Consider the following 25,399-nt stretch of genomic DNA (forward strand, 5'->3'; position numbering starts at 1 on the left):
CATGGCCGGCGACGCGGGAATGGTGACCGAGCAGCTGGTCCGCGTGGTCGCGCTGCTCGGCGCGGCCGTGGTCGCGGTGCCGCTGTTCCGCAGGCTCAAGCTGGGTTCGGTGCTCGGCTATCTCGCGGCCGGCCTCGTCATCGGCCCGTTCGGCTTCGGCTGGTTCTCGGATCCCGAATCGATCCTCCACGTCGCCGAGCTCGGCGTGGTGATGTTCCTGTTCGTCATCGGCCTCGAGATGCGCCCCTCGCACCTGTGGAGCCTGCGCCGGCAGATCTTCGGCCTCGGCGCGCTGCAGATCATTCTCAGCATCACCGCGCTGACCCTGCTCGGCGCGGCGTTCGGCTTCCCGTGGCCCATCGCCTTCGTCGGCGCCGCCGGCTTCGTCATGACCTCCACCGCGGTGGTGATGCAGCTGCTGTCCGAGCGCGGCGAAGTGGCGCTGCCGCACGGCCAGAAGATCGTCTCGGTGCTGCTGTTCGAGGATCTGCTGATCGTGCCCTTGCTGGCCCTGATCGCATTCCTTGCGCCGACGCCCGAGGCCGCGGTCGACGCGCCGTCGCGCTGGGTGTCGGTCGGCATCGGCATCGCATCGCTGGTGGGTCTGATCGTCGCCGGCATCTACCTGCTCAATCCGATGTTCCGGATCCTCGCCGCGGCCAAGGCCCGCGAGGTCATGACCGCGGCCGCGCTGCTGGTCGTGCTGGGCGCGGCGCTGCTGATGCAGCTCGGTGGCCTGTCGATGGCGATGGGCGCATTCCTGGCCGGCGTGCTGCTGTCGGAATCCTCGTTCCGGCACCAGATCGAGGCCGACATCGAGCCGTTCCGCGGCATCCTGCTGGGCCTGTTCTTCCTCGGCGTCGGCATGGCGCTGAACCTGACGGTCGTCGCGGCGAACTGGCCGCAGATCGTCGGCGGCGTGCTCGCGGCGATGGCGACCAAGGCGCTGTGCATCTACCTGGTGGCGCGCGTCACCCGCAGTTCGCATCCCGAAGCGCTGGAGCGCGCGGTCCTGATGGCGCAGGGCGGCGAGTTCGCGTTCGTGCTGTTCTCCACGGCCGCGGCGACCGGCCTGATCGCCGCCGAGGTCAATGCCAACCTGACCGCGATCGTCGTGCTGTCGATGGCGTTGACGCCGCTGGTCGTGCTGGTGAGCCAGCGCTTCATCGTCAGGGCGCGGGCCGCGCGTCCCGACGACGTGGAAGAAGTCGCAGGCCAGAGTGGCAGCGTGCTGATCATCGGTTTCGGCCGCTTCGGCCAGGTCATGAGCCAGTCGCTGCTGGCGCGCGACGTCGACGTCACGATCATCGACACCGACATCGAGATGATCCAGAGCGCGGCCGAGTTCGGCTTCAAGGTCTACTACGGCGACGGCACCCGGCTCGACGTCCTCCGCGCCTCGGGCGCGCACACCGCACGCGCGATCGCGGTCTGCATCGACGACCGCAGTGCCGCGAACCGGATCGTCGAACTCGCGACCCACGAATTCACCCAGGCCAAGCTGCTGGTGCGCTCGTTCGACCGTGAGCACTCGCTGGCGCTGGTCAACGCCGGCGTCGACTTCCAGATCCGCGAGACCTTCGAATCGGCCGTGCAGTTCGGCGCCGCAGTGCTGCGCGAGCTCGACGTCCCTGAAGAGGATGCCGACACCATCGCCGCGCAGGTCCGGCGCCTCGACGCCGAGCGTTTCGAGCTGGAGACCGCCAGCAACGACACCCGCGCCGGCATTCCGCTGCTCATCAAGAACACCGGTGCACCGGGTCCGAAACCGACGCCGCTGACGCGCCCCAAGCGCGAGAGCAAGTCGCTCAACGATCCGGCCGCTTCGACGCCCGGCCACGAGCCGCCGTTGCCCTGACCGCGGCCGACGGGGCGATGATCCGCATCGCCCCGTCGCAGTCCCTTACAACGTCACCCGCCGCCGATTGTCCGCCGACACCCGGTCGATCAGCTTGTTGTAGGGATCGAAGCCGGCCTCGAACGGCGCCTCGTCGACGGTCACGGTGATCACCGGATCCGCCGTCGTGATGTGGTGGCGCTCAAGGTACAGCACCTTCTCGTCGCGTTCCTTGCCCGACGGTCTGCGTGCGAACACGCCGACCTCGACCCAGTCGTCGAGCGCGCCCTCGGTCTCGCGACCGGTGCCGTCGGCGTAGCGCTTGGCCGCGTGCAGGGTCAGCGTGACGTCGTAGCGGCCATCGTCGCGACGCGTCGCCGCCGCGGTCACGACGCGGTTGTCGTAGAAGCTGATCGTCTCGAATAGATCGGTGATCAGCGTCTGCTGGTCGGGGCGCGCTTCTTCGCGGATGTAGTCCAGCAGTTCGCGCGAGGTCGTGTACGGCGGCGGCTGGTAGCCCTTGTCCTCCAGGAAGCGCTTGAGCGCGCGATTGAGCGCGGCCTCGCCCATCTCATCGCGCAGGCGGTAGAACACCAGCGAGCCCTTCTGGTAGTGGATGTGCTGCTGGTTCTCGACGCGATAGAGCGGCAGCTCCTCCAGCAGCTCGCCGCCACGCCCGCCCAGATAGCGGTCCAGTTCGTACTTCAGGAACTGGCGCATGCGCGTGCGCCCGTACGTCTGCTCCATCACCATCAGCGCCGAGTACTGCGACAGCGATTCGGACAGCATCGTCGCGCCCTGCACGTTCGCGCCGATCACCTGGTGCGCCCACCACTGGTGCGCGACTTCGTGCGCGGTGACGTAGAACACGTAGTCCAGCGTGTCCGCATCGCGCAGGTCGGCGATGAAGCCGATCGACTCCGAGTACGGCACCGTGTTGGCGAAGGCCTGGGCGAAGCTGGCATAGCCGGGAAACTCGATGATGCGCAGTTGGCGATGCTGGTACGGGGTGAAGTTCGCCTCGTAGTACGCCAGCGACTTCTGCGTCGCCTCGATCATGCGGTCGACGTTGAACGGATGCTTGGGATCGAAATACACCTCGATCGGGATGTCCTTGTACATGCCTTTGCGGACCTCCCAGCGCGCCGACAGGAACGCGTAGAAGTGCAGCATCGGGCGATCCATCGCGTAGCTGAAGCAGCGGCGTCCGTCGCGTTCGAACTCGCGCTCGATGTAACCCGGCGCGAGCGCGATCTGGTCGGGCGCGGTGCAGATCGTGGTGCTGAAGTCGATCCAGTCGGCGTCGTCGGTCAGATAGGTATTGGCACGGGCGGCTTCGTCCTCGAGTTTCGGCATGCGCCGCGGCTCGCCCAGATCGCGCTTGCGCCGCTCGTTGCGGTCGCTGATCTCGGCGCGTGCGGTGTAGCCGAACTGCGGGAACATGCCGCTGTTGAAGAAACTGCCGTTCTCGACGAACTGCGTCTGCGCCTGGCCGCTGGTGAGGCCGGTCGGATGGAAGTCCACCTGGAAGCGGAACTCGCGCGTTTCGCCCGGCGCCAGCGGCGTCGCGAGCCGGTAGATGCGATAGCCCAGCGGTTCGTCGTGCCGCGCGAGCGTCTGCCCGCCCAGATCGACACCGACCAGCGCGCGGTCCTCGGTCATGCCGATGTGGATCTCGGGGATCGGCCCGGTATGCGGATTGCGCACCGTGTACACCAGCGTACCGGTCATCGATTGCGTTTCGGGACGCAGATCGATCTCCGAACGACTGGCGACGATGCGCGGCTGGGGGAGCGACTCGTACTGCTTGTAGTCCCGCTCGTAGCGGGCCTGCAGATCGAGCTGGCCGTCGGGCGAGACGAACTCGTTGCGGACGTTGGTGTTCCAGAACAGCACGCCGCCGACCGCCGCGAAGGCGAGCACGGCCACCGCGAACGCCACGCCCAGGCCGCCGCGCAGCTGCGTGCGCATGCCGGCCAGGCGCTGTCGCCAGCCGCCCTCCACGCCGCGCACCCACAGGGCGGCCGCGAGCAGCAGCATCGCCGCGACGAACAGCCCCCAGTAGCCCTGGAACGCCAGCTGGCCGGCGAGGAAATGGCCGTAGCCGTTCATGTCGGAATACGGCGCGTTCGGCCAGGCGCCGATGGTGTAGAGGTTGTGGGTGAAGTCGAGCATGCCGAGCACGGCCTGCGCGACGAGCACCAGCACCAGCAGCCCGTAACCGATGAACTTGTTGTTGGCGAAGACCTGCAACGCCAGCGCCAGTCCGCCCATGATCACGTAGGGAATCGAGTCGAACACCAGCGCCTGCGCGTAGACCAGCGGTTCGAGCTGCACGCTGCCCTTGAACAGCTGGATCGCCATCGCCATCGCCATGCCGATCAGCTGGAACAGCGCGATCACGACCAGCAGGGTCAGGAACTTCGCCAGCAACGGAATGCGGTTGGGCACCGGCATCGCATCGACCACTTCGTTGAGCTTGGCGCTGCGTTCCTTCCACACCAGTTCGCCGGCGTAGAACATCACCACGATCATCAGCAGGAAGCTGTAGCTGCCTCGCAGCGCATCGAGCATCTGCGAGGTCACCGGGTAGACCGGGGTGCCGTACATCGACTCCTGCAGCAGCGCCGAGGGCACGAAGTTGACGATGCCGAACAGCAGCATCACCAGGAACGGCACGCTGCGCAGCACGCCTGCGGTATCGAAGCGCAACTGCCGCCAGGTCTGCGTCCATGCGGTGGACGAGCCGAATACCGGCTGTACGCGGATCGGTGCGCGCGACGGCACGACGGCCGCCACGGTCGCCGGCGGCGCCACGCGGCGGCGCGTGAACAGGCTGCGCCCGGTGCCGCTGCGCTCGGTCCGGAACAATGCGAAGGTCGCCGCCAGCAGCATCAACGACACGCCCCCCCACAGCGCGCGGTTGGCGAGCAGATAGCCGGCGAACGCCGGCAGGCCGGCGTTGCGCTCCTCGGCCGACCAGTACCGCACCGTGCGCGACAGCGCGCGTGCACCCAGCGGCTCGACCAGCGTCGCCAGCCAGATATTGTCGATGTCCCGCATCATCGCCGCGCTGATGAAATAGAGCACGAAGAAGGCCAGCACGCCGATGTAGACCCACAGGATCGCGCGCGTGGTGACCGCCAGCAGCGCCAGCAGCGCGGTGACGAACAGCAGGTTCGGTACCACGATCACGCCCAGCGCCCACAGGTAGGGCCGCAGCGACACCGGCCCCAGGCGCGCTGGATCGATCCACGGCATGAACTGCGCGACGAACAGGCCGATGGCGATGACGACGAACACCGCCAGGCTCGCCAGCAGGGCGGCGCCGATCCGGCCCAGCAGATAGTCGCGCCGTCGCACCGGTCCCGAGAACAGAAGATCCGCGGTGCCCTGCTCGAAATCGCGCAGCAGCGCGGTGCTGACGAAGATCGGCACGATCAGCATCGTGAGCAGGGTGAACGCGCCGAACAGCTGCGCGACCACGACCGGCGCATTGCGGTGGACATTGCCGATCGCGCCGCCGATCTGCACGGCATCGCTGGAGGCGGCGCCGAACCCGAGCAGCGCGAACAGCACCGCGAGGAACCAGAGCAGCGGCGAGCGGAGCTGCTGGCGCAGCTCGAAGCGGAAGAATTCGAAGATCACGGCGGCCTCCGTTCAGGCGGCCGGCGCAGGCGTCGCCTGCTGCCGCGCCTGCAGGCGCAGACGCTGGAAGTACACGTCCTCCAGATCCGGATCGATCTGCACGAAGCCGTCCTCCGGCCGCTCCGCGCTGTGCACGTGGATCACCGGCTGGCCGGCGACCAGGCGCGTCGACAGCACCGTGTGCGCGGCCTCGTAGCCGGACAGCGTCTCCTTGGTGACCTGCTTGCGCCAGACCTGCTGCGACAGCGCGTCGATCGCGTCGCTGGGTCGCCCGGTCAGCAGCACCTGGCCGCGATTCATGATCGCCATCGTCGGGCACAGATCGGTGACGTCCTCGACGATGTGCGTCGACAGGATCACCACCACGTCCTCGCCGATCGCCGCCAGCAGGTTGAGGAAGCGGTTGCGCTCTTCGGGATCGAGGCCGGCGGTGGGTTCGTCGACGATGACCAGGCGCGGATTGCCGAGCAGCGCCTGCGCGATCCCGAAGCGCTGGCGCATGCCGCCCGAGAACGTGCCGAGCTTGCGCTTGCGCGCATCCCACAGGTTCACCTGCGCCAGCAGGCCGTCGACGACTTCGCGCCGCTGTTTGCGGTCGGTCAGGCCCTTGAGCACCGCGAAGTGCTCGAGCAGATCCAGCGCGCTGACCTTGGGATAGACGCCGAAATCCTGCGGCAGATAGCCGAGCTGCCTGCGCACCGCGTCTTTGTCGCGCAGCACGTCGATCGGACCGTCGCTGCCGTCGAGCGTGACGCTGCCGCCGTCGGCCGACTGCAGCGTCGCCAGCGTGCGCATCAACGAGGACTTGCCCGCGCCATTGGGACCCAGCAGGCCGAACATGCCGCGCGGGATATCGAGCGTCACGCCGTCGAGGGCGCGCACGCCGTTGGCATAGGTCTTGGTGAGGTCACGGATCGCGAGCATCGGTCTTCTCCCTGTGCCATCGGCACGACGCGGTGATCGTCGCCCAGGACCCTCGGGCCTGCACGGGTCGAACGTCACCCTGCCGGATGGACACATTCGGCAACACCGCAGGAAAAATGCCCGTTCCGACAACGGCTTGACCCGGAACCGCGGCGACGCGTCGCCGCGCCCGCCATGACCTTCGACACCCTCCCCGCCCCGGCGCCGGGCGTAGAGTGCCGGCAGCCCGGGCGCTGCCGTCCGGCGTTCTTTCCTTTCCGGAGTTCCCGCCGTGATCAACACCCCCAAACGCCTGTTCCTGACCGGCGCCATCGTCTTCGCGCTGTCCGCCTGCGGCAACGACGCCGGGACGCCTGCCGCGCCGACCGCGGCCACGCCGCCGGCCACGGACGCCGCACCCGCGCTGACGCTCGACGAAAGCACGCTGCCGCCCTACAACCGCTTCCTCGCCAGCGACCTCGACACCAGCAAGAACGCGTGTACCGATTTCGGCGGCTACGTCAACGGCACCTGGCTGGCGGCGAACGCGATTCCGGGCGACCGCACCTCGTGGGGCGCGTTCGAGATGCTCGACGAACGCTCGACCGCCGTGCAGCACCAGCTCGCGCAGCAGGCGGCCGCCGACGCGAACGCGAGCGGCACCGAGAAGCTGGTCGGCGATTTCTGGGCCACCGGCATGGACGACGCCAAGATCAACGCGCAGGGCATCGCGCCGCTGCAGGCCGAGCTCGCCGCGATCGACGCGTTGACCGACACCGCCTCGGTGGTGAACTGGCTCCGCACCACCGCCGCCAAGGGCCAGGGCTTCCTGTGGGGCATCGGCGCGATGCCGGACTTCAAGGACTCCTCGGTCAACATCGCCGCGACCGGCCAGGGCGGTCTCGGCCTGCCCGACACCACCTATTACACCGCCGCCGACAAGGCCGGCATCCGCGAGGCCTACGTCGCCCACATCGCCAAGGTGCTGGAACTGTCGGGCACGCCGGCCGCCGACGCGCAGGCCCAGGCCGCCAACGTGCTGGCGTTCGAGACCCGCATCGCCAAGGCGTCGAAGTCGCGCGAGGAGTTCTCGCGCAATGTCGAGCTGTACTACAACCCGATGAGCGTGGCCGACGCCGACAAACTGACGCCGAACTTCCCGTGGACCGCGTTCTTCGAATCGCAGGGCATCGCGGTGCCGACGACGTTCTCGATGTCGGTGCCGACGTTCCACCAGGAAGTCGACAAGATGCTGGTCGACGTGCCGGTCGACCAGTGGAAGAGCTACCTGCGCTTCCATGTCGTCGACGGCGCCTCGCCGTACCTGTCGGACGCGTTCGCGCAGCAGAACTACGCCTTCTACAACAAGACCCTGAGCGGCCAGCAGGAGATCGAACCACGCTGGAAGCGCGTGCTCGGCACCGTCGACAGCCAGGTCGGCGAGGCGATGGGCCAGCTGTACGTGCAGGTCGCGTTCCCGGCCGAATCGAAGGCGAAGATGGAAGCGCTGATCAAGAACCTCAGCGACGCCCTGAAGATCCGCATCGAGAATCTAGAGTGGATGAGCGCCGAGACCAAGCAGAAGGCGCTCGAAAAGTGGAACACCTTCGAGCCGCGCGTCGGCTACCCGGACAAGTGGCGCGACTGGGCCGGCCTGACCACGAGCCGCGACAGCTACATCGGCAATGTCATGGCCGCGACCGAGTTCAACTACAAGTGGGACCTCGGCAAGATCGGCAAGCCGGTCGACAAGAGCGAATGGGGCATGCGCCCGCAGACGGTCAACGCGTCCTACAACCCGCTGGCCAACCAGCTGACGTTCCCGGCCGCGATCCTGCAGCCGCCGTTCTTCGATCCCGACGCCACCGACGAGATGAACTACGGCGGCATCGGCGCGGTGATCGGCCACGAGATGACCCACGGCTACGACGACCAGGGTGCGCGATTCGGGCCGACCGGCAACATGGAGAACTGGTGGAGCGAGGCCGACATGACCGGCTTCAAGGCGCGCACCGGCAAGCTGGTGCAGCAGTTCAACGACTACACGCTGCCCGACGGTCGCGCGCTCAACGGCAACCACACGCTGGGTGAGAACATCGCCGATCTCGGTCGCCGGCGACACGCCCGACCCGGTGACCGACGGCCTCACCCGCGACCAGCGCTTCTTCCTGAGCTGGGCCACGGTGTGGCGCCGCAACTTCACGCCCGAGGAGCTGACCAAGCGTCTGGCGACCGACGAGCACGCGCTGTCGTCGTTCCGCGCCATCGCCGCACCGTCGAACCTGCCGGCCTTCGCCGCCGCGTTCGACTGCAAGGCCGGCGACCCGATGGTCCGCGGCGGCGAACAGCAGGTCGTGATCTGGTGAGCGGGACGCGCCACTGATCGAAGGAAAGCCCGGCAGCGATGCCGGGCTTTTTTCGTTGGCCGGGTGCGAACCGACGGCGCGGATTCCCGAACGGCATCGAGATGACGCAGCTGCCGCGCGCGGCTTGACGCAACACACGTCCACACATGGCGCAGCCACGATGCCGCCCGGCATGCCGACAGGTGTCGATGCGATGCCGACAACCGCATCCTGCAGGAGTGCGCGCGCGCGACCGGTCGCGCACCTGAACGCGCCGCCGCGACGCGCAGTGAAGACAAGGCGCCGCTCCCGCGCCGGGGCGTCGTGCCGCGGCCGTCGACGGGCGTGACACCACACCGTTTCGGCCGCCACGGCTTGCTAGACTTGCGCGATTCACGCCGCACGGACTCCGCGATGCCGATCCAGTACCCGTTTGCCCGCCCCGCCCTGCTCGCCGCCTCGATCGCCCTGCTCGTGGGCCTGAGCGCGGATGCCGATGCCCAGCGTCGCCGCGCCGCCGCCCCCAAGGGTCCGCCGCCGGTCACCGCTTGCACGGACCTCTACACCTTCGTCAACAAGGACTGGCTGGACGCGAACGTCGTCGTCGCCGGTCAGGGCACGCGTTCGGCCTTCGGCGACCTGCAGGCGCTCGCACTGCAGCAGCAGCGCGATCTGCTCAACGCCGCGATGCAGGCGCCGCAGAACAACGTGCAGACGCTGCTCGGCGATTTCTGGGCCAGCGGCCTCGACGAAGCCGCGGTCGAAGCGGACGGCGCCCAGCCGATCGCCCCGCTGATCGCACGCATCGACGGCATCCGCCGCACCCGTGACGTCGCCCCGGCGATCGCGGCGCTGCACCAGGTCGGCATCCCGGTGCTGTTCAACTTCGGCGCCGAGATCGACCTCGCCGATCTCGAAGGCCACATCGGCTACTTCACCCAGGGCGGCCTCGGTCTGCCGGACCCGGCGTTCTACACGCGGGGAGATGCCGAGTCCCACGAGATCCGCGCGCAGTACACCCAGTACGTGCGCAACATGCTCGCGCTGACCGGCACCGCCGAGGACCGACTGGACGCCGAGTCGCAGCTGGTGCTCGACCTCGAGAACCGCATCGCGGCGATCTCGCGGCCGCTCGCCGACCTGCGCGATCCGCGCACGCAGTACGCGCTGGTCCCGACCGAAGGCCTGGGCAAGCAGTACCGCCGCCTGCAGCTCGACGAGTTCCTCGCCGCGCAGGGCGTCACCGACACCAACGTATCGCTCGCCAATCCGGAACTGTTCGCGCAGCTCGACGCGCTGGTCAATTCGCTCAAGCCCGAGCAGTGGAAGGCCTACCTGCGCTTCCATATCGGCAACGCGATGGCGCCGTACCTGGCGAAGAGCTTCCGCGACGCCGAGTTCGAATTCGCCGGTCGCATCCTGCGCGGCGAAACCGCGCCGCCGACGCGCGAAGCGCTGGTGCTCGGTGCGATCAACCGCGCCGCGGGCCCGATGATGTCGCGTGAGTACGTCGCCCGGCACCTGCCCGATGCGACCCGCGCGCGCGCCGAGAGCGTCGCCGGCCAGGTCCGCGACGCGCTGGCCCGCGGCATCGACCGCAACGCCTGGATGAGCGACGCCGCCAAGACCGAAGCCCGCGCCAAGCTGGCCAAGCTGAAGATCGAGATCGGCGCGCCGGTGCAGGACATCGACTACACGGTGCAGCCGATGGGCCGCGGCAGCTTCGGCGGCAACATGCTGATCGCCGCGACCTGGCGTCATGCGCAGGAGATGCGCCGCATCGGCCAGGCGGGCGCCTCGCGTCGCTGGGACGTGCTGCCGCAGACGCCGGCGCTGGCCTACGACATCGCGTTGAACCGGCTGATCGTCTCGGCCGCGGTGCTGCAGGCGCCGGTGCTCGACATGAGCGCCGAGGGCGCCAGCCATTACGGCACCTATGGCGCCCTGGTCGGCCACGAGCTCAGCCGCGCGCTCGACATCAAGGGCAAGGTCGTCGACAGCAGCGAGACCGTCCGCACCTGGTGGACGCCGGCCGACGACGCCGCGTGGCTGACGGCGACCGACAAGCTGGTTGCGCAGTACAACGCCTATCCCTATCCCGGACTGACGGCGGTCAACGTCAACGGCGCGCTGACCCGCGACGAGAACGCGGCCGACCTGGCCGGTGTCGAGCTGGCCTGGGACGCGCTGCAGCAGTCGAGCCCGGAGCTGCAGCAGTCGGGCAAGGAAGCGTTCTACCGCGGCTGGGCCCAGCTGTGGCGCCAGCAGTCGGCGGTCGACACCGCGACCCGCAACGCCGCCACCAGCCTGCAGGCGCCGGGCATCTGGCGCGTCAACGGCCCGCTGGCGAACCAGCCGGCATTCGCCGAGACGTTCTCCTGCAAGGCCGCCGATGCGATGACGCGGGTCGAGGACGACCAGGTCCGCACCGCGCCCGGCTCGAATACGACGACGCCCGCGCAAGCGGGCGTCGTGCGTTGTGGAGGTCGGAGGATGCGCCGGACCCTGCCGGCGCGTCTGCTCTGCCCTCGCGGCGTGCCGCGAGCAATCTTCGCGTCGCGGTGGACCTACAGCCGGCGCACGTGTCCGCGGCGACGGCGATTGAACGGCGGACGCCCGCGCCAGTGCTGGATCAGCAGCCAGCCGAACAGCATGCCGCCCAGGTGCGCGAAGTGGGCCACGCCCGACCGCGTGCCGGTGATGCCGAGCACCAGCTCGACCAGGCCGTAGACGATGACGAAGGTGCGCGCGCGCATCGGGATGGGCGGGAACAGCAGCATGATCCGCTGGTTCGGGAACAGCATCCCGTAGGCCAGCAGCAGGCCGAACACGCCGCCGGACGCACCGAGCGTCGGATACGGAAATGCGCCCTGCGCCAGCGACCAGGTGACCACGCCCAGCTGGCACAGGCCGGCGCCGACCACGCACACGCCGTAATACGTCAGGAACCGCTTCGGGCCCCAGGTGTGCTCCAGCTGCGCGCCGAACATGAACAACGCGAGCATGTTGAAGAAGAGATGCGTCAGGCTGCCGTGCAGGAACCCGTAGGTCACCAGCTGCCACGGCATGAACGACAGGCCGCCCGCATCGCCGCCGCCCAGCGGCCACAGCATGAAGGGATAGAACGGCGCGTTGTTCAACGCCAGCTGCAGCACGAACACGATGGCGTTCATGACCAGCAGCGCTTTCACGACAGGCGGCAGGTTGGGGAACATCCGGACTCCTCGACAATGCCGCGCCATGATACCGGCCGCGCGCGATGCGATGGCGTCGTCGCTCAGGACATTGCGTCCGGACCCCAGACCGCTGCATCGAGCGCCGTCGCCGCGACCGGCATGCGCACGCGTCCTCGCACGACCTCGACGCCTTCCGCGCGCAGCCGCTGCGTCTGTTCGACGAAGCCCGGCGTGTCCGCCGCGAATGCGATGCGGCCATCGCTGCGCACGATGCGATGCCAGGGCAGGTCCGGATCGCCATGGTCGCGCAGCACCCGCGCGACCAGCCGTGCGCGTCCCGGCAGGCCGGCGCGCCGGGCGATATGGCCATAGCCCGCGACGCGACCGACCGGCACCGCGCGGATCGCCGCGAGGATGCGGGCCCGGGAGGCGGCGTATCCGCTGTCGGCGTCCGACGTGTTCACTGCCATGCGTGGTGCGCGCTCGGACCCGGCGTGGCGGGACGCGTAGCGTGCGGAAGCCGTCCGATGCCGGGGAGCACCAAGCCGCCGACGCATCCGCCCTGCACCCACGGCAGCAACACCGAAGACGTGCCGCCGAGGTGCGGCCGCGTGGTGGACGGCGCGACAGGGCGGGCCGGTCCGATCGCGTGCGGGACCGGCCTGCATTTCGGGTCGAACGTCGTCAGGCCGGATCGGGGCACGGGCACGTCCTCCTGCAGGTGGCCGAGGACTCTAGCAAACGGCCGACGGATGTCGGCCTCCGCCGATCAGACCCAGCCGACGCTGTGCAGCAGCCGGAACAGGCCGTAGGCGATGCCGCCGGACATCGGGATCGTCAGGATCCACGCCCAGATCATCTTGTTGACGACCGTCCACTTGATCGCGTTGAGGCGCTTGGCCGTGCCCACGCCCATGATCGCCGCGGAGATGTTGTGGGTCGTCGAGACCGGAATGCCCAGCGACGACGCGCCCAGGATCACCGAGGCGGCGCTGGTCTCGGCCGCGAAGCCGTGGATCGGGTGCAGCTTGACCAGCTTGTGGCCCAGCGTCTTGATGATCCGCCAGCCGCCGGCTGCGGTGCCCGCCGCCATGACCAGCGCGCAGGTGATCTTGATCCACAGGTCGATGTCGCCCTCGGCCAGCGCGGCGTCGGAGGGATGCAGGAATGCCAGCCAGGCCGGCAGGTCGTCGAGCGTGCCGACGCTCTGCGCGCTGACCAGGGTCAGCGCGACGATGCCCATCGTCTTCGTGGGCGAAGCCCATGCCGGCCGCCGAGACGATCTGGCTCTTGCCGAAGAACGCGTTGACCCACCGCGGCCGCGCGATCCGCGCGAGCACGCCGCCGCTGCGCGCCATCATCGAGATCGCGAAGAACAGCACGCCCATCATCAGGAAGCCGGCCGCGAACCCGAGCACCGGGGAACTCACCATCGGCACGATGACCTTCCACAGCACGCCGGCGCTGTGCCAGAACGGCTCGGCCGGCTCGGACCAGATGACGACACCGACATTGTTGTTCGCCGCGGCGAAGGCGGCGCCGATCAGCCCGCCGATCAGCGCGTGCGACGACGACGACGGCAGGCCCCACCACCAGGTGATCAGGTTCCAGACGATGCCGCCCAGCAGCGCGCAGAGGATCAGCTGCGAGCCGACGTCGACGACGCCCGCGTCGATGAGCCCCGACGAGATGGTCTTCGCGACCGCGGTGCCCATCAGCGCGCCGATCAGGTTCATCGACGCGGCCAGGCCGACGGCCTGCATCGGCGACAGCACCTTGGTGGCGACGACGGTCGCGATGGAGTTGGCGGTGTCGTGGAAGCCGTTGATGTACTCGAACACCAGCGCGGTCGCGACCACGATCAGCACGAGGGTCAGCATGGCGCGGCCTCCCCGCGCGGACGCGGACCGGAGACGGCGCGCGACGGCATCGCGGACGGCGAAGCGGACTGGATACGCATGGTCTGGCAGGTCCCGGGGCGGCTCAGGAGTTCTTCAGCACGATCTCATAGGCCACCACGCCGGCTTCGCGGCAGCGGTCGATGGCCTTCTCGAGGATTTCGAAGAATTCCTTGAGCAGGAACATCTGCAGCGGATCGAGCTTGCCCGAGTAGATGTCTCGGTACAGCTCGAGCATCAGCCGGTCGGCCTCGTTCTCCAGCGCGCGCAGTTCGTCGTTGAGCGCCTTCATCGGCTCGAGTTTCATGCTGCGCAGGGTCTTGACCATCTTCACGACGACGGCCGACGCCTGTTCCAGCATCGCCGCGCGCGGGGCGAAGTCGATGTGCTCGAGGTGCATCGTCGCCAGCGAGTAGCGGTCGGCGAACTTCTCGATCTGCTTGGGGATCTTGTACAGCGCCGAGCCCAGCGCCTCGATGTCCTCGCGCTCGATCGGCGTGATGAAGCTGTCGACCAGGGCCTGGCTGATCTTCTCCGAGATCTCGCGCTCGCGGTGGCGGGCCAGCTTGAAGGCGTCGAGCGCCGGCTGCCGGTCGGCCTCGCGCAGCATTGCGTGCAGCGCCCGGGCGCTGTCGTGCGCGGCGATCGCGGCCTCCTCCAGCAGGGTGTAGAACTGGTTGCCTTGACCGAACATCGTCTGCAGGGAAAACATGACGCCGCCTTGGATTCTGGTCGCCAGCGGAGGGCTGGCGCTTGGACAGGCGCGGATTATGACGGTTTGATGACAGTTCGGGCCAGCCCGGCCCCGTGGCGTCGTCTCGACGGCCCCCTGCTATAGTCCCCGCCGCGCCCCAATGCGCTGCCGATCCCCCGATGGACGACGACTCTAGACCGCCCCCCGGCCCGCGTGATGTTCCCGCGGCCGCTCGCTTCCCCCTCCTGACGATGCAGGCGCCCGCCGCTTGCGTGGTGCACTGATGTTCGAATTCCTGGTCGTTCTCCTCCTGATCGCCTGCAACGCGTTCTTCGCGATGTCGGAAATGTCGGTCGTGACCTCGCGCAAGCCGCGGCTCAAGCAGCAGGCGCAGACCAGCGCCAGCGCGCGCCGGGCGCTCGAGCTGGCCGAGCATCCGGAACGGTTCCTGTCGACCGTGCAGGTCGGCATCACCCTGGTCGGCATCCTGACCGGCATGTTCGGCGGCGACGCGATCGGCGCGCTGATCGGCCGCTGGCTGGTCGAGCACCTGCCGATCCTCGGCACCTACGCGATGACCGTCGGCCTGGTGCTCGCGGTCGGCATGATCACCTTCCTGACCATCGTGCTGGGCGAGTTGCTGCCCAAGCGCCTGGCGCTGCTGGCGCCGGAGAAGGTGGCCAGCGCGATCGCGCTGCCGATGCAGATCCTGTCGCGGGTCGCGACCCCGGTGGTCACGCTGCTGAGCAGCAGCACGCGAGGCCTGCTGCGGCTGCTGCGCCTGCACCGGACCGAGGCCTCGCAGGTCACCGAAGAAGAGATCCGCATGCTCGTCAGCGAAAGCCACGAGCAGGGTGTCATCGACGCCGACGAGCGCAACATGATGAACCGCGTGCTGACGCTCGGCGATCGCGACGCGGAAAGCCTGATGACGCCGCGCAAGCGCATCGCCTGGCTCGACAGCGCGGCCAGTTTCGAGGACAACCTCGCCGACATGCGCGAGACGCCGTATTCGCGCTATCCGGTCTATCGCGGCAGCGATGCCGACGTCGTCGGCGTGCTCGAGATCAAGTCGCTGATCGACCGCCTCGAGGAACGCGAGTTCGACCTGTTCAAGTATCTGCGCGAGCCGCTGTTCGTGTCCGAGTCGACGCCGGCGATGAAGCTGCTGGAGATCCTGCGCGAGGCGCAGCAGTCGCTGGCGCTGGTGGTCGACGAATACGGCGACATCACCGGCATGGTCACGCTCAACGACGTCATGGAAGCGGTCATCGGCCGCACCCAGAGCAGCGGTGCGGATTCGACGCCGCTGGTGGTCATGCGCGAGGACGGCTCCATGCTGATCGACGGCAGCCTGACCACCGACAACCTGCGCGAGCTGATCGGTGGCGGCCCGCTGCCCGGCGAGGACGAGCATTTCTTCCACACGGCCGCCGGCATGACCATCGCCACGTTCGGCCGCATTCCGAACGTCGCCGAACACTTCGACTGGAACGGCTGGCGGATCGAGATCGTCGATCTGGATGGACCCCGCGTCGACAAGCTGCTGCTGCAGCGGCTTGCGAGCGACGAGGTCGCCGATGACGCGGGATGACCGCCGCGCGCCGGATGCCGCCGCGCGCGCGGAAGCCGGCACCCGCGACCTGCTGGCGGCCATGGCGTTCGGCGACCCCGACGACCAGCTGCGGTTCGGCGAGCTGCTGATCGGGCTCGGCAAGCGGGTCTTCGGCATGATGCTGTTCGTCGCGACGCTGCCGGCCTTCATCCCGGTGCCCGGTGTCGGCGGCGCGGTCGGCGGCCCGCTGGTGGCGCTGGTCGGCCTGCAGCTGCTGGTCGGCCTGCGCAAGCCGTGGCTGCCGCGCTTCATCGCCGAGCGCGGACCGCACCGCAGCTCGGTGCAGCGCTTCGAGAAGATCCTCGAACCCTGGTTCCGGCGGCTGGAGCGTGTCAGCCGTCCGCGGCTGCCCGCCCTGCTCGACCACCGCGCGGCGGCGATGTTCACCGGCCTGTTGCTGGTGCTGCTCGGCGTGCTGCTGGCACTGCCGATCCCGTTCACCAACTACGTCTTCGGCGTGCTGCTGCTGGCGTTCGCGCTGGCGCTGCTGGAGCGCGACGGCGCCCTGATGCTGGCGGCGTGGGTCGCGGGCATCGTCGCGATCGGGTTCTTCGGCGTGCTCAGCGGCGCGCTCGCGACCGCGGCGACCGAATGGCTGGGGCGGCTGTTCTAGACGCGCGGTACCGGGATACGTGGGACGACCCGCGGCGACGTTGATCGGGCGTTTGCTGAAGACGCGATGCGTGCGGGATGCATCCGGGCACCCTCGCGCGCGCGCCGTCACCCGCCTGCACGGCATGCCGTGCCGACCGACCGGGCCTCGCGCTCACTCCAGCAGGGCGCGGAATTCCTCGGCCCGCATCGGATACCCGAGCCAGTAGCCCTGGGCGAGATCGCAGCCGCGATCGCGCAGCACGTTGAACTGCCCTTCCTTCTCGACGCCTTCGGCGACGACGGTGATGCCGAGCGAATGCGCCATCGAGATGACGGCCGTCGTCAGCGCCAGGTCGTCGGGGTCGCGCAACAGGTCGGCGACGAAGCTGCGATCGATCTTGACGCCATCGACCGGCACCCGCCGCAGATGGCTCAGACCCGAGAAACCGGTCCCGAAATCGTCGAGCCAGACCTTGACGCCGAGCCGGCGCAGCGTCGTCAGCAGCTGGCCGATGCGCGCCTCGTCGCCGATGATCGCGGTCTCGGTGAGCTCGATGTGCAGATGGCGCGGATCCAGCGCGCAATCGCGCAGCGCCGCTTCGACATCGTTCGCGAACTCGCCGCTGCGCAGCTGGCGCGGCGAGACGTTGACCGACACGAACAGGTCGGCCGCGTCCGGCACCGCCTGCTGCCAGGCACGCGCCTGGACGCAGGCGGCACGCAGCACCAGGGGGCCGATGACGTCGATCAGGCCGCTCTGCTCGGCGACGTCGATGAACACCGCCGGCGACACCGCGCCCAGCTCCGGGTGCTGCCAGCGCAGCAGGGCCTCGACGCCGACCAGCACGTTGTCCTCCATCCGGTACACCGGCTGGTAGACCAGGCTCAGTTCGTCGCGATCCCAGGCCCCGCGCAGTTCCTGCTCCAGGCGGACCCGGCGCTCGACCGCCTGGTTCATCTCCAGGCTGTAGAACCGGTAGCCGTTCTTGCCCGACTGCTTGGCCTGGTACATGGCGATGTCGCCGTTGCGCAGCAGCATCGCCGTCGTGGCCGCGTCGTCGGGAAACACGGTGACGCCGATCGAGATGCCGAGGAAGACCTGGCGTCCCTGCACGTCGATGGGCTGGGCGACGATCTCGACGAGTCGCGCCGCGAGCCGGCCCGCGCTCTCGGCCAGGGTCTCGTCGGCGTCGCCGTCCTGCTGGAGCAGGACCACGAACTCGTCGCCGCCGAAGCGCGCGACCATCGCGTCGTCGACGCCGTGCGCATCCACGGCGTCGCGGATGCGCGCGGCGAACTGCACCAGCGCTTCGTCGCCGACGTCGTGTCCGAGGGTGTCGTTGACGCGCTTGAAGTCGTCGATGTCGGCGAACAGCAGCGCGACGCGGCCGGGCCCTCCCTGCAGCGCAGGCAGACGCTGGTCGAGACTCTCGCGCAGCGCCAGCCGGTTGGCGAGGCCGGTCAGCGTGTCGGTATAGGCCATGCGGCGGATGTCGCGGTCGTGACGCGCGATGCTGTCGCGCATGCGGTCGAAGGCCCGCATCAGGTCGCCGATCTCGTCGCGGCGGCCGTCGGCCGGCAGGCGCGCGGCATAGTCGCCCGCTTCGATCTGCTGCGCCGCTGCGGCCAGTTGCCGGACCGGACGCACCAGCCGGCGCTGCAGCACCAGCGCGACCACCGCGCCGAGCGTGACCAGGGTCAGCAGCAACAGGCCGATGACCGTCAGGTGGCGCAGGCGGATCCGGTCCAGCTGCGCCTGCATCGCCGCGACGACGCCCCGCTCGTCCGCGCGTGCGGTCGCCAGCGAGTAGCCGATGCGCACGCCGCCGAGGCGCTGGTCGCCCATCAGGATCGGCGCGGCGATGTCGAACAGGTCCTCGTCGCGCTGCACGTGCAAGCCGAGCGCGGCGACCGCCTCGCGCGAGAAGGCGTCGTCCATCGGTTGCCCGTAGACGGCGATCTCGCGCGTGCCGTCGTGCAGGATGCGCCCGTCCGCGTCGTAGACCAGCACGTAGCTGACGTCGGGCTGGCGCAGCACGTTGCGGATCGTGGTGCCGATCGCCTCGAGGTCGAAGTAGTACACCGGGTTCACCAGGGCCTCGGCGACCTGCTCCGAGATCGCCTTGCCGCGCGACAGCAGCCGCTGCGACGCCAGCGTGTGCATCGACTCCTGACTCAGCGCGAGGATCGCCCGCTGGGTGCGGTTCTGCTGGTGCAGCACCAGGCCGATCGCCACGACGGCGAGCAGCAGCGTGACGCCGCTGAGGGCGAGGAAGGTCCGCTGCAGGCCACCCTCGCGCGTCATTCGACGTCCGCCGCGACGCGCAGGGCGCCCACGCCCAGCTGGTCGATCTCACGGCGCACGTCCGCGTCGACCGGCAGGAGCGCGGTCGTGCGGAAGAACCGCTGGAGGGCATCCTGCGCCGCGGGATCGTCCGCGGCGGCGAGCAGCACGTCGCGCAGGCGCGCGGCCACCCGCGGCTCCAAGTCGCCGCGCACCATCTCCAGCGCACGCGGGAACGGCGGCGTCGAATGGAACGCCACGAAATCGCGCTTGAAGGCCGGCGGCACGCGCCGCGGGTTGTCCCAGTCGAGGTTGCTCATCGCGCCCGCGTCGACCAGGCGCTTGTGCACCCACGACGCGATGTTGAATTCCGAACGCGCGAACAGGTAGCCGACCGAGCCCGCGCCCGGCTGGTCGGTCGGCGACAGCAGGATCTCCAGCGGCAAGCCGCGCACCAGCAGTTCCCCGGCGGGCACGAAGTACGCACTGGACGACTGCCGGTTCTGGAACGCGAGGCTGCGGCCGCGCAGATCGTCGAGCGTGGCGATGCCGCTGTCGCGGCGCGCGAAGAAAATCGTGTGGTAGCGGCTGACGCCGTCGCGCTCGGTCAGCAGCATCGGCACCGCGCCAGCGCGCGATTCCAGCAGCGTCGCGCTGCTGGCGGTCTCGGTCACCCAGTCCACGCGGCCGCGGCGCAGGTAGCTCTGCATCTGCTGCACGTCGCGCGCCATCAGGATGCGGCCGCGGGTGATGCCGACATCGCCCATCCGCGCGACCACGTAGTCGAGCAGCGGCCTGAGCTGTTCGTAATGCGACTGCGGATCGTCGCTGATCCGGCCGAGCACCAGTTCGTCGGGATGCTCGGTGGCCTCGGCCAACGCGCCGCCCCAGGGCAATGCGGACAGGAGGATCGCGGTGAACACACCGGACAGGACGCGTTGGAAAGACGGGAATCGCGCTGTCACGGAATCGCCGGACCTGGAGGCAAGTCGCGAGACTAGCGGAAAGCCCGGCCGCGCGACAGCGCCGTCAGGCGCGGTCGGCGTCGCGCGCGAGGCGCGCCATGCGCTGGGCATCGGCGAGGATGCCGCGCAGCAGGCGCACTTCCTTCTCGTCCAGCCCGGTGCGCACGAACAGCCGGCGCAGCTTGCGCATCGCCGAATCGGGCGCGCGGCCCTTGTGGAAATCGATCGCCTCGAGGGTGTCGGCCAGCTGGCCGAAGAAGCCTTCCAGCTCGGCGTGCGGCACCGCATCGGGGGAGGCCGGCCAGCCGCAGTTCGTAGCTCAGCACCTGCACGGCGGCCGCCAGGTTCAAGGAGCTGTAGTCGGGATTGGCCGGGATGTGGACCGCGGCCTGGCACAGCTGCAGCTCGTGGTTCTCGAGACCGGTGCGCTCGCGGCCGAACACCAGCGCCACCTCGCCACCGGCGAGCGCAGCCGTGTGCGCGGCGGCGGCGGCATCGCGCGGGCGCAGTTCGCGCAGCTGCACGCGGCGGCTGCGCGCGGTGCAGCCAAGCACCAGGCGGCAGTCGGCGACCGCGTCGGCCAGGGTGTCGACGACGACGGCCGAGGCCAGCAGGTCGTCGGCGCCGGCGGCCATCATGTCGGCCTCGTTGTGCGGATATTTCTGCGGATCGACCAGCACGAGCCGGTGCAGCCCCATCGTCTTCATCGCGCGGGCCGCGGAGCCGATGTTGCCCGGATGCTGGGTGCCCACCAGCACCACGCGGAGGCGGCTGGCGGCGTCGGACGCGGGTCCGGTCGTGGTGTTCATGGGCGCGTGCATGACGCGAATGGTAAACTGCGCGCCCGGCCAACGCGCCGGCAGCGCTCTTTTCCCCCTCGATTCCCGACTGCGCCCGGAGCTGTCCGCGATGCAACAACCTGCTGTCAACATCATGATCAAGGCGGCACGCGCGGGCGGCAACGTCCTGCTGCGGCACATGCACCGCCTCGATGCGCTCAACGTGGTCGAGAAGGACCGGCTGGATTACGCCAGCGAGGTCGACGGGCTGGCGGAAGAGGCGATCGTCAAGGAACTGCGCAAGGCGCATCCCGACTACGCGGTGCTGGGCGAAGAAGGCGGCGCGAAGCCCGGACGTGGCGGCGGCACGCGCTACACCTGGGTCATCGATCCGCTCGACGGCACCAGCAACTATCTGCGCGGCATTCCGCACTGGTGCGTCTCGATCGCACTGGTCGAGGGGGTCGAGGCGATCCACGGCGTGATCTTCGATCCGCTGCGCAACGAGCTGTTCACCGCGAGCCGCGGCGGTGGCGCCCAGCTCAACGAGCGCCGTGTGCGTGTCGCCGACCGTCGCGACCTGTCGGGCGCGATGCTCGCCACCGGCTTCGCACCGCGCGAGCGCAAGCGCGCCGGCGCCCAGCTGCGCGGCATCGACGTGCTGCTGGAGACGGCCGAGGACATCCGCCGTTGCGGTTCGGCCGCGCTCGACCTGGCTTACGTGGCCGCGGGTCGCTACGACGGCTATTTCGAAGCCGGCGTGCATCCCTGGGACATCGCCGCGGGCGTGCTGATGGTGCGCGAAGCCGGCGGCCGCATCTGCGATTTCAAGGGCGCGCCGACCGGTCCGATGAACGCCGCGCCGGCCGGCGGTCGCCAGATCGTGGCGGCCAACGTCAAGCTGATCGACGGCCTGCAGAAGTCGCTCGTCGCCTCGGGCTACGCGAAGGCGTTCGACTGACGGTGTCGGATCCCAGCGTCGCTGGATGATCGGAGAAGCCGCGCACCGCGCGGCTTTTTCTTGGGCGGCAGCGCGTGTCGGGCACTTCGTCCGCCCATCGAGCCCGCACAACCTGCTGGAGCGCGCTCGCGCGCAACAGCCCAGGACCTTGCCGGCCTGCGCGTGTCCATCCCCATGCCGGTTCGCAAACGTGGCGTACGCGGGTGCGCGCAAGCATGCCACGCGAACGGATGGCGCCTGCTCGGCCCTGTCGGGCGCGAGCGTCCCCTGCAGGGAACGCGGGGTCCCGGAATCCGGGAACACGCCCCGCTCGAACCCAAAAAAAAGCCGCGCAACGCGCGGCTTTTCCCGTTTCGGCACCCTGCCCGGTCAGGGACGACGGGCCAGCGCGGCCTCGTCGCGGGCCTTCGGCAGCAGGTCCTGCTTGGTCACCCGCAGCGGACCGACGGTCAGCAGCGGACAGGCGATCAGGATCGACGACAGCGTCGCCACGACCGCACCGATCATCTGGGTCAGCGCCAAGCCCTCGAGCGAGCCGCCACCGTAGAGGAACAGCGCGAGCACCGACAGGAAGAACACCAGCGACGTGATGATCGTGCGCGACAGGGTCTGGTTGATCGAGCGGTTGAAGACTTCCAGCGGCTCGGCGCGCAGGCCGCGGAAGTTCTCGCGCACGCGGTCGAACACCACGATCGTGTCGTTGATCGAGAAGCCCATGACCGCGAGCAGGCCGGCGAGCACCGTCAGGTCGAACTCGCGTCCGGTCAGCGCGAACAGGCCCGCGACCACCAGCACGTCGAACAGCGTGGTGATGCTGGCGACGATCGCGAACTTCAGCTCGAAGCGGAAACCGATGTAGAGCAGGAAACCGACCAGCACGAAGATCGCGGCGTAGATCGCGTTCTGGCGCAGGTCGCCCGAGACCTGCGAGCCGATCGATTCGATGCCGAGGATGCGGCCCGGATTCTCGTCGGTGGTCTTGCCGTCGACGTTGGTGACGTCCTCGGCCGCACGCACCCGGATCAGCAGGTCGTTGCCGCTGCCGAAGGTCTGCACCTGCGCGTTCTCCACGCCGGCGACGTCCAGGCGCTCGCGCACGTCATCGACGCTGACCGGGTTCTCGAAGCGGACGTTGACCGCGGTACCGCCGGTGAAATCCAGGGCGAAGTTGAAGCCCTTGATGCCGATGACGGCCAGCGCGCCGACGATCAGCGTCGCGGCGATCAGCAGCCAGATGTGGCGGAACCGCATGAAATCGATGCGGGTGTCGTTGGGGATCAGCGAAAGCGGGAACAGTGTCATGGTCAGGATCTCCCGTCAGATCGCCAGAGTCTTGAGCTTCTTGCGCGGCGCGTAGATCAGCGTCACCAGCGCGCGCGACACGACGATGGCCGTGAACATCGACGCGATGATGCCGATCACCAGCGTGACCGCGAAGCCCTGCAGCGGACCGGTGCCGAAGGCGTACAGCGCGATGCCCGCGATCATGCCGGTGAGGTTGGAATCGAGGATGGTGTCGGAGGCCTTCTCGTAGCCGGTCACGATCGCCGCCTTCGCCGGCATGCCGGCGCGGAGTTCCTCGCGGATGCGCTCGTTGATCAGCACGTTGGCGTCGACCGACAGGCCGATCGACAGCGCCAGGCCGGCGAAGCCGGGCAGCGACATGGTCGCGCCGAACAGCGACATCACCGCGACGACGATCAACAGGTTCAGCACCAGCGCCAGGCAGGTGACGATGCCGAACATGCGGTAATACAGCATGAAGAACACCAGGGTGAACAGAAACGCGTAGAGCACCGCGGTCATGCCGCGCTCGACGTTCTCGGCACCGAGGCTCGGACCGACGACCCGCTCCTCGACGAAGTCCATCGGCGCGGCCAGCGCGCCGGCCTTGAGCTGGCGGGCGAGATCCGCCGCTTCGTCGTGGCTCAGGCCCGTGGTCTGGAACTCGCGGCCGAACACGCCCTGGATCGTCGAGGAGCTGATGACGCGCTCGACCGAGCGCGACGAGCGGACTTCCTCGCCATCGACGACGCGCACCGTCGGGATGCGTTCGACATAGACGATGCCGAGGCGGTTGCCGACGTTCTGCAGCGTGTGGTCGAGCATGCGCTTGCCGCCGGCGCTGTTGAGCGTGATGCCCACGGCCGGGGTGCCGGTCTGGGAATCGGTCTGCGGCGTCGCGTTGATCAGCTGGTCGCCGGACACGAGCACGCGTCGCGACAGCAGCAGCGGCTGGTCGAGATCGTTGTAGTAGACGCGCGAATCGGCCGGGATGTTGCCCGATGCCACGGCCGCGGCCGCCTGGTTCTCGTCGCCGGTGACGGCGCGGAACTCCAGGGTCGCGGTCGCGCCGATCAGGCGCTTGGCCTCGGCGGTGTCCTGCAGGCCGGGCAGCTGGATGACCAGACGGTCCTCGCCCTGGCGCTGCAGCACCGGCTCGGACACGCCGATGGAATTGATGCGGTTGGCGATGACGGTGCGGTTCTGTTCGACGGCATCGGTCGCGATGCCGGCGATCTCGGCCTGCGACAGGCGGACCGTGATGCGGTTGCCGTCGACCGCCGTCTGCGGCGCGTTGCCGGGCATGCCGCCCGAGGTGCCGGCGACCGCGGTCGCGACGAGGCCGCGTGCGCGGGCGACGTCCGCGCCCTCGACCAGCACGATGCCGATGCTGTTGTCGGCGCGGCGCTCGACGCTGGAATAGCCGATGCGCTCGTCGCGCAGCGTGGTGCGGATGCCGTCGGCGTAGCCGTCGACGCGCTTCTGCAGCGCGGCTTCCTGGTCGACCTGCATGACGAAATGCACGCCACCCTGCAGGTCCAGACCCAGCGACATCGGCGAGGCGCCGATGTTCTCGAGCCACTCCGGCACCGTCGATGCGAGATTCAGCGCGACCGAATAATCCTCGCCCAGCGCGCCGCGCAGGGTGTCCGATGCGAGCGTCTGCGCGTCGGAATCCGGCAGCCGCACCAGCAGATGGCTGTCGTCGATCTCGACGCCCACCGGCGTCACGCCCGCGGTCTGCAGCAGGCCGTCGACCCGCTGGCGCAACGCATCGTCGACGCGCGCCTCGCTGGTGTTGGCGGTGATCTGCACCGAAGGATTCTTCTGGTAGATGTTGGGCAGCGCGTACAGCGTCGACACCACCAGCACCAGCAGGATCAGGACGTACTTCCAGCGGGGAAATTCAAGCATTGCGGATACCGCCTAGCGGAAAGGGGTGGAACGCGCCCGGGATCGGACGCGGCACCGCCCCGGCGTGGGGACGGCGCGCGACCGGAAACGGGGCGTCCGCGGACGGACCCGGCGGGCCCGGTGGCCGGATGCGATCAGGCCGACTTCAGGGTGCCCTTGGGCAGCACGTTGCCGACCGCGCCCTTCTGCACGCGGATCTCGACGCGCTCGGCGATCTCGATCGTCAGGAAGCTGTCGCCGATCGCGCGGACGACGCCCGCGATGCCGCCGTTGGTGATGACTTCGTCGCCGACCGACAGCTTCTCCAGCATGGCGCGGTGTTCCTTGGTGCGCTTCATCTGCGGGCGGATCATCAGGAAATACATGATGCCGATCAGGATGATCGGGAAGGCCAGCGTCGACAGCATGCTCGGGCCCGCGGGGGCGGCAGCGGCGGCGTGGGCGGGAGCGATCACAAGGTCGAGCAGATTCATCGGGGCATCCATCGGGCGAAAAACAGCGG

Annotated in this window: 14 protein-coding genes and 4 pseudogenes; 6 read left to right on the top strand and 12 right to left on the bottom strand. The window is 69.0% G+C overall.

Annotated elements, in window-relative coordinates; translation table 11 throughout:
* Position 1 precedes the first annotated feature (1 nt).
* Entirely contained in the window at positions 2-1,858 is a 1,857-nt protein-coding gene (locus CJ022_RS06290; RefSeq protein WP_101925820.1) for a monovalent cation:proton antiporter-2 (CPA2) family protein, read from the top strand.
* A 45-nt stretch (positions 1,859-1,903) separates the two neighbouring features.
* Here the strand turns inward: CJ022_RS06290 and CJ022_RS06295 are convergent, their stop codons facing one another.
* Positions 1,904-5,485 carry an ABC transporter permease/M1 family aminopeptidase gene (locus CJ022_RS06295; protein WP_101925821.1) on the bottom strand — a complete coding sequence of 1,194 codons (3,582 nt, stop codon included), beginning with the start codon at positions 5,483-5,485 and terminating at the stop codon, positions 1,904-1,906.
* 12 nt (positions 5,486-5,497) lie between these two features.
* Positions 5,498-6,409, bottom strand: coding sequence for an ABC transporter ATP-binding protein (locus CJ022_RS06300; protein ID WP_101925822.1), 912 nt, complete (start codon positions 6,407-6,409; stop codon positions 5,498-5,500).
* Between the two features lie 292 nt (positions 6,410-6,701).
* Between CJ022_RS06300 and CJ022_RS06305 the strand changes: the two are divergent.
* Positions 6,702-8,754 (top strand): annotated as a pseudogene (locus CJ022_RS06305) (M13 family metallopeptidase).
* Positions 8,755-9,147: 393 nt separating this feature from the next.
* A pseudogene (locus tag CJ022_RS06310) lies at positions 9,148-11,160 on the top strand (M13 family metallopeptidase); the annotation flags it as partial.
* A 140-nt stretch (positions 11,161-11,300) separates the two neighbouring features.
* Here CJ022_RS06310 and CJ022_RS06315 read toward each other — a convergent pair.
* The 4 genes and pseudogenes from CJ022_RS06315 to CJ022_RS06330 all read right to left on the bottom strand — a co-directional run bounded on the left by CJ022_RS06315 (position 11,301) and on the right by CJ022_RS06330 (position 14,519).
* A complete protein-coding gene (locus tag CJ022_RS06315; RefSeq protein ID WP_101925823.1) occupies positions 11,301-11,948 on the bottom strand; it encodes a rhomboid family intramembrane serine protease in 648 nt (215 codons plus the stop codon).
* Between the two features lie 62 nt (positions 11,949-12,010).
* Complete coding sequence (locus CJ022_RS06320; RefSeq protein WP_101925824.1) at positions 12,011-12,379, bottom strand: MGMT family protein; 369 nt, start codon at positions 12,377-12,379, stop codon at positions 12,011-12,013.
* A gap of 299 nt (positions 12,380-12,678) precedes the next feature.
* Positions 12,679-13,789 (bottom strand): annotated as a pseudogene (locus tag CJ022_RS06325) (anion permease).
* 103 nt (positions 13,790-13,892) lie between these two features.
* On the bottom strand, positions 13,893-14,519 hold the full coding sequence (locus tag CJ022_RS06330; RefSeq protein ID WP_101925825.1) for a DUF47 domain-containing protein: 627 nt from the start codon (positions 14,517-14,519) through the stop codon (positions 13,893-13,895).
* A 265-nt stretch (positions 14,520-14,784) separates the two neighbouring features.
* Here CJ022_RS06330 and CJ022_RS06335 point away from each other — a divergent pair, with 265 nt between their 5' ends.
* A complete protein-coding gene (locus CJ022_RS06335; RefSeq protein ID WP_101925826.1) occupies positions 14,785-16,095 on the top strand; it encodes a hemolysin family protein in 1,311 nt (436 codons plus the stop codon).
* Positions 16,082-16,729: an exopolysaccharide biosynthesis protein gene (locus CJ022_RS06340; protein WP_101925827.1), complete on the top strand. Its 648-nt coding sequence runs from the start codon at positions 16,082-16,084 to the stop codon at positions 16,727-16,729. Before CJ022_RS06335 ends, CJ022_RS06340 begins: the two co-directional genes overlap by 14 nt.
* A gap of 153 nt (positions 16,730-16,882) precedes the next feature.
* On the opposite strand, the gene CJ022_RS06345 is transcribed toward CJ022_RS06340, so the two are convergent.
* The 3 genes and pseudogenes from CJ022_RS06345 to CJ022_RS06355 all read right to left on the bottom strand — a co-directional run bounded on the left by CJ022_RS06345 (position 16,883) and on the right by CJ022_RS06355 (position 20,768).
* On the bottom strand, positions 16,883-19,015 hold the full coding sequence (locus tag CJ022_RS06345; RefSeq protein WP_101925828.1) for a putative bifunctional diguanylate cyclase/phosphodiesterase: 2,133 nt from the start codon (positions 19,013-19,015) through the stop codon (positions 16,883-16,885).
* Positions 19,012-19,899: a phosphate/phosphite/phosphonate ABC transporter substrate-binding protein gene (locus CJ022_RS06350; RefSeq protein ID WP_233198637.1), complete on the bottom strand. Its 888-nt coding sequence runs from the start codon at positions 19,897-19,899 to the stop codon at positions 19,012-19,014. Before CJ022_RS06350 ends, CJ022_RS06345 begins: the two co-directional genes overlap by 4 nt.
* A gap of 124 nt (positions 19,900-20,023) precedes the next feature.
* Positions 20,024-20,768 (bottom strand): annotated as a pseudogene (locus CJ022_RS06355) (RNA methyltransferase).
* 100 nt (positions 20,769-20,868) lie between these two features.
* On the opposite strand from CJ022_RS06355, the gene CJ022_RS06360 reads away from it, so the two are divergent.
* Positions 20,869-21,699, top strand: coding sequence for an inositol monophosphatase family protein (locus CJ022_RS06360; protein ID WP_101925830.1), 831 nt, complete (start codon positions 20,869-20,871; stop codon positions 21,697-21,699).
* A gap of 369 nt (positions 21,700-22,068) precedes the next feature.
* Here the strand turns inward: CJ022_RS06360 and secF are convergent, their stop codons facing one another.
* From secF to yajC, 3 genes are all read right to left on the bottom strand, one after another.
* Positions 22,069-23,001 carry a protein translocase subunit SecF gene (gene secF / locus CJ022_RS06365; RefSeq protein ID WP_101925831.1) on the bottom strand — a complete coding sequence of 311 codons (933 nt, stop codon included), beginning with the start codon at positions 22,999-23,001 and terminating at the stop codon, positions 22,069-22,071.
* A 15-nt stretch (positions 23,002-23,016) separates the two neighbouring features.
* Entirely contained in the window at positions 23,017-24,897 is a 1,881-nt protein-coding gene (gene secD, locus CJ022_RS06370) for a protein translocase subunit SecD (protein ID WP_101925832.1), read from the bottom strand.
* 134 nt (positions 24,898-25,031) lie between these two features.
* Positions 25,032-25,370 (bottom strand): preprotein translocase subunit YajC, encoded by a 339-nt coding sequence (gene yajC, locus CJ022_RS06375; protein WP_101925973.1) that lies wholly within the window; start codon positions 25,368-25,370, stop codon positions 25,032-25,034.
* Positions 25,371-25,399: the final 29 nt, after the last annotated feature.

Source organism: Luteimonas rhizosphaerae (genome assembly GCF_002849595.1).
Lineage (GTDB): Bacteria > Pseudomonadota > Gammaproteobacteria > Xanthomonadales > Xanthomonadaceae > Luteimonas > Luteimonas cellulosilyticus.

Bases quoted from the DNA above. Each gene is read 5' to 3' on its own strand.
- CJ022_RS06290 (WP_101925820.1), top strand. From the start codon at position 2: ATGGCCGGCGACGCGGGAATGGTGACCGAGCAGCTGGTCCGCGTGGTC.
- CJ022_RS06300 (WP_101925822.1), bottom strand. From the start codon at position 6,409: ATGCTCGCGATCCGTGACCTCACCAAGACCTATGCCAACGGCGTGCGC.
- CJ022_RS06315 (WP_101925823.1), bottom strand. From the start codon at position 11,948: ATGTTCCCCAACCTGCCGCCTGTCGTGAAAGCGCTGCTGGTCATGAAC.
- CJ022_RS06320 (WP_101925824.1), bottom strand. From the start codon at position 12,379: ATGGCAGTGAACACGTCGGACGCCGACAGCGGATACGCCGCCTCCCGG.
- CJ022_RS06330 (WP_101925825.1), bottom strand. From the start codon at position 14,519: ATGTTTTCCCTGCAGACGATGTTCGGTCAAGGCAACCAGTTCTACACC.
- CJ022_RS06335 (WP_101925826.1), top strand. From the start codon at position 14,785: ATGTTCGAATTCCTGGTCGTTCTCCTCCTGATCGCCTGCAACGCGTTC.
- CJ022_RS06340 (WP_101925827.1), top strand. From the start codon at position 16,082: ATGACGCGGGATGACCGCCGCGCGCCGGATGCCGCCGCGCGCGCGGAA.
- CJ022_RS06345 (WP_101925828.1), bottom strand. From the start codon at position 19,015: ATGACGCGCGAGGGTGGCCTGCAGCGGACCTTCCTCGCCCTCAGCGGC.
- CJ022_RS06360 (WP_101925830.1), top strand. From the start codon at position 20,869: ATGCAACAACCTGCTGTCAACATCATGATCAAGGCGGCACGCGCGGGC.
- secF (WP_101925831.1), bottom strand. From the start codon at position 23,001: ATGACACTGTTCCCGCTTTCGCTGATCCCCAACGACACCCGCATCGAT.
- secD (WP_101925832.1), bottom strand. From the start codon at position 24,897: ATGCTTGAATTTCCCCGCTGGAAGTACGTCCTGATCCTGCTGGTGCTG.
- yajC (WP_101925973.1), bottom strand. From the start codon at position 25,370: ATGAATCTGCTCGACCTTGTGATCGCTCCCGCCCACGCCGCCGCTGCC.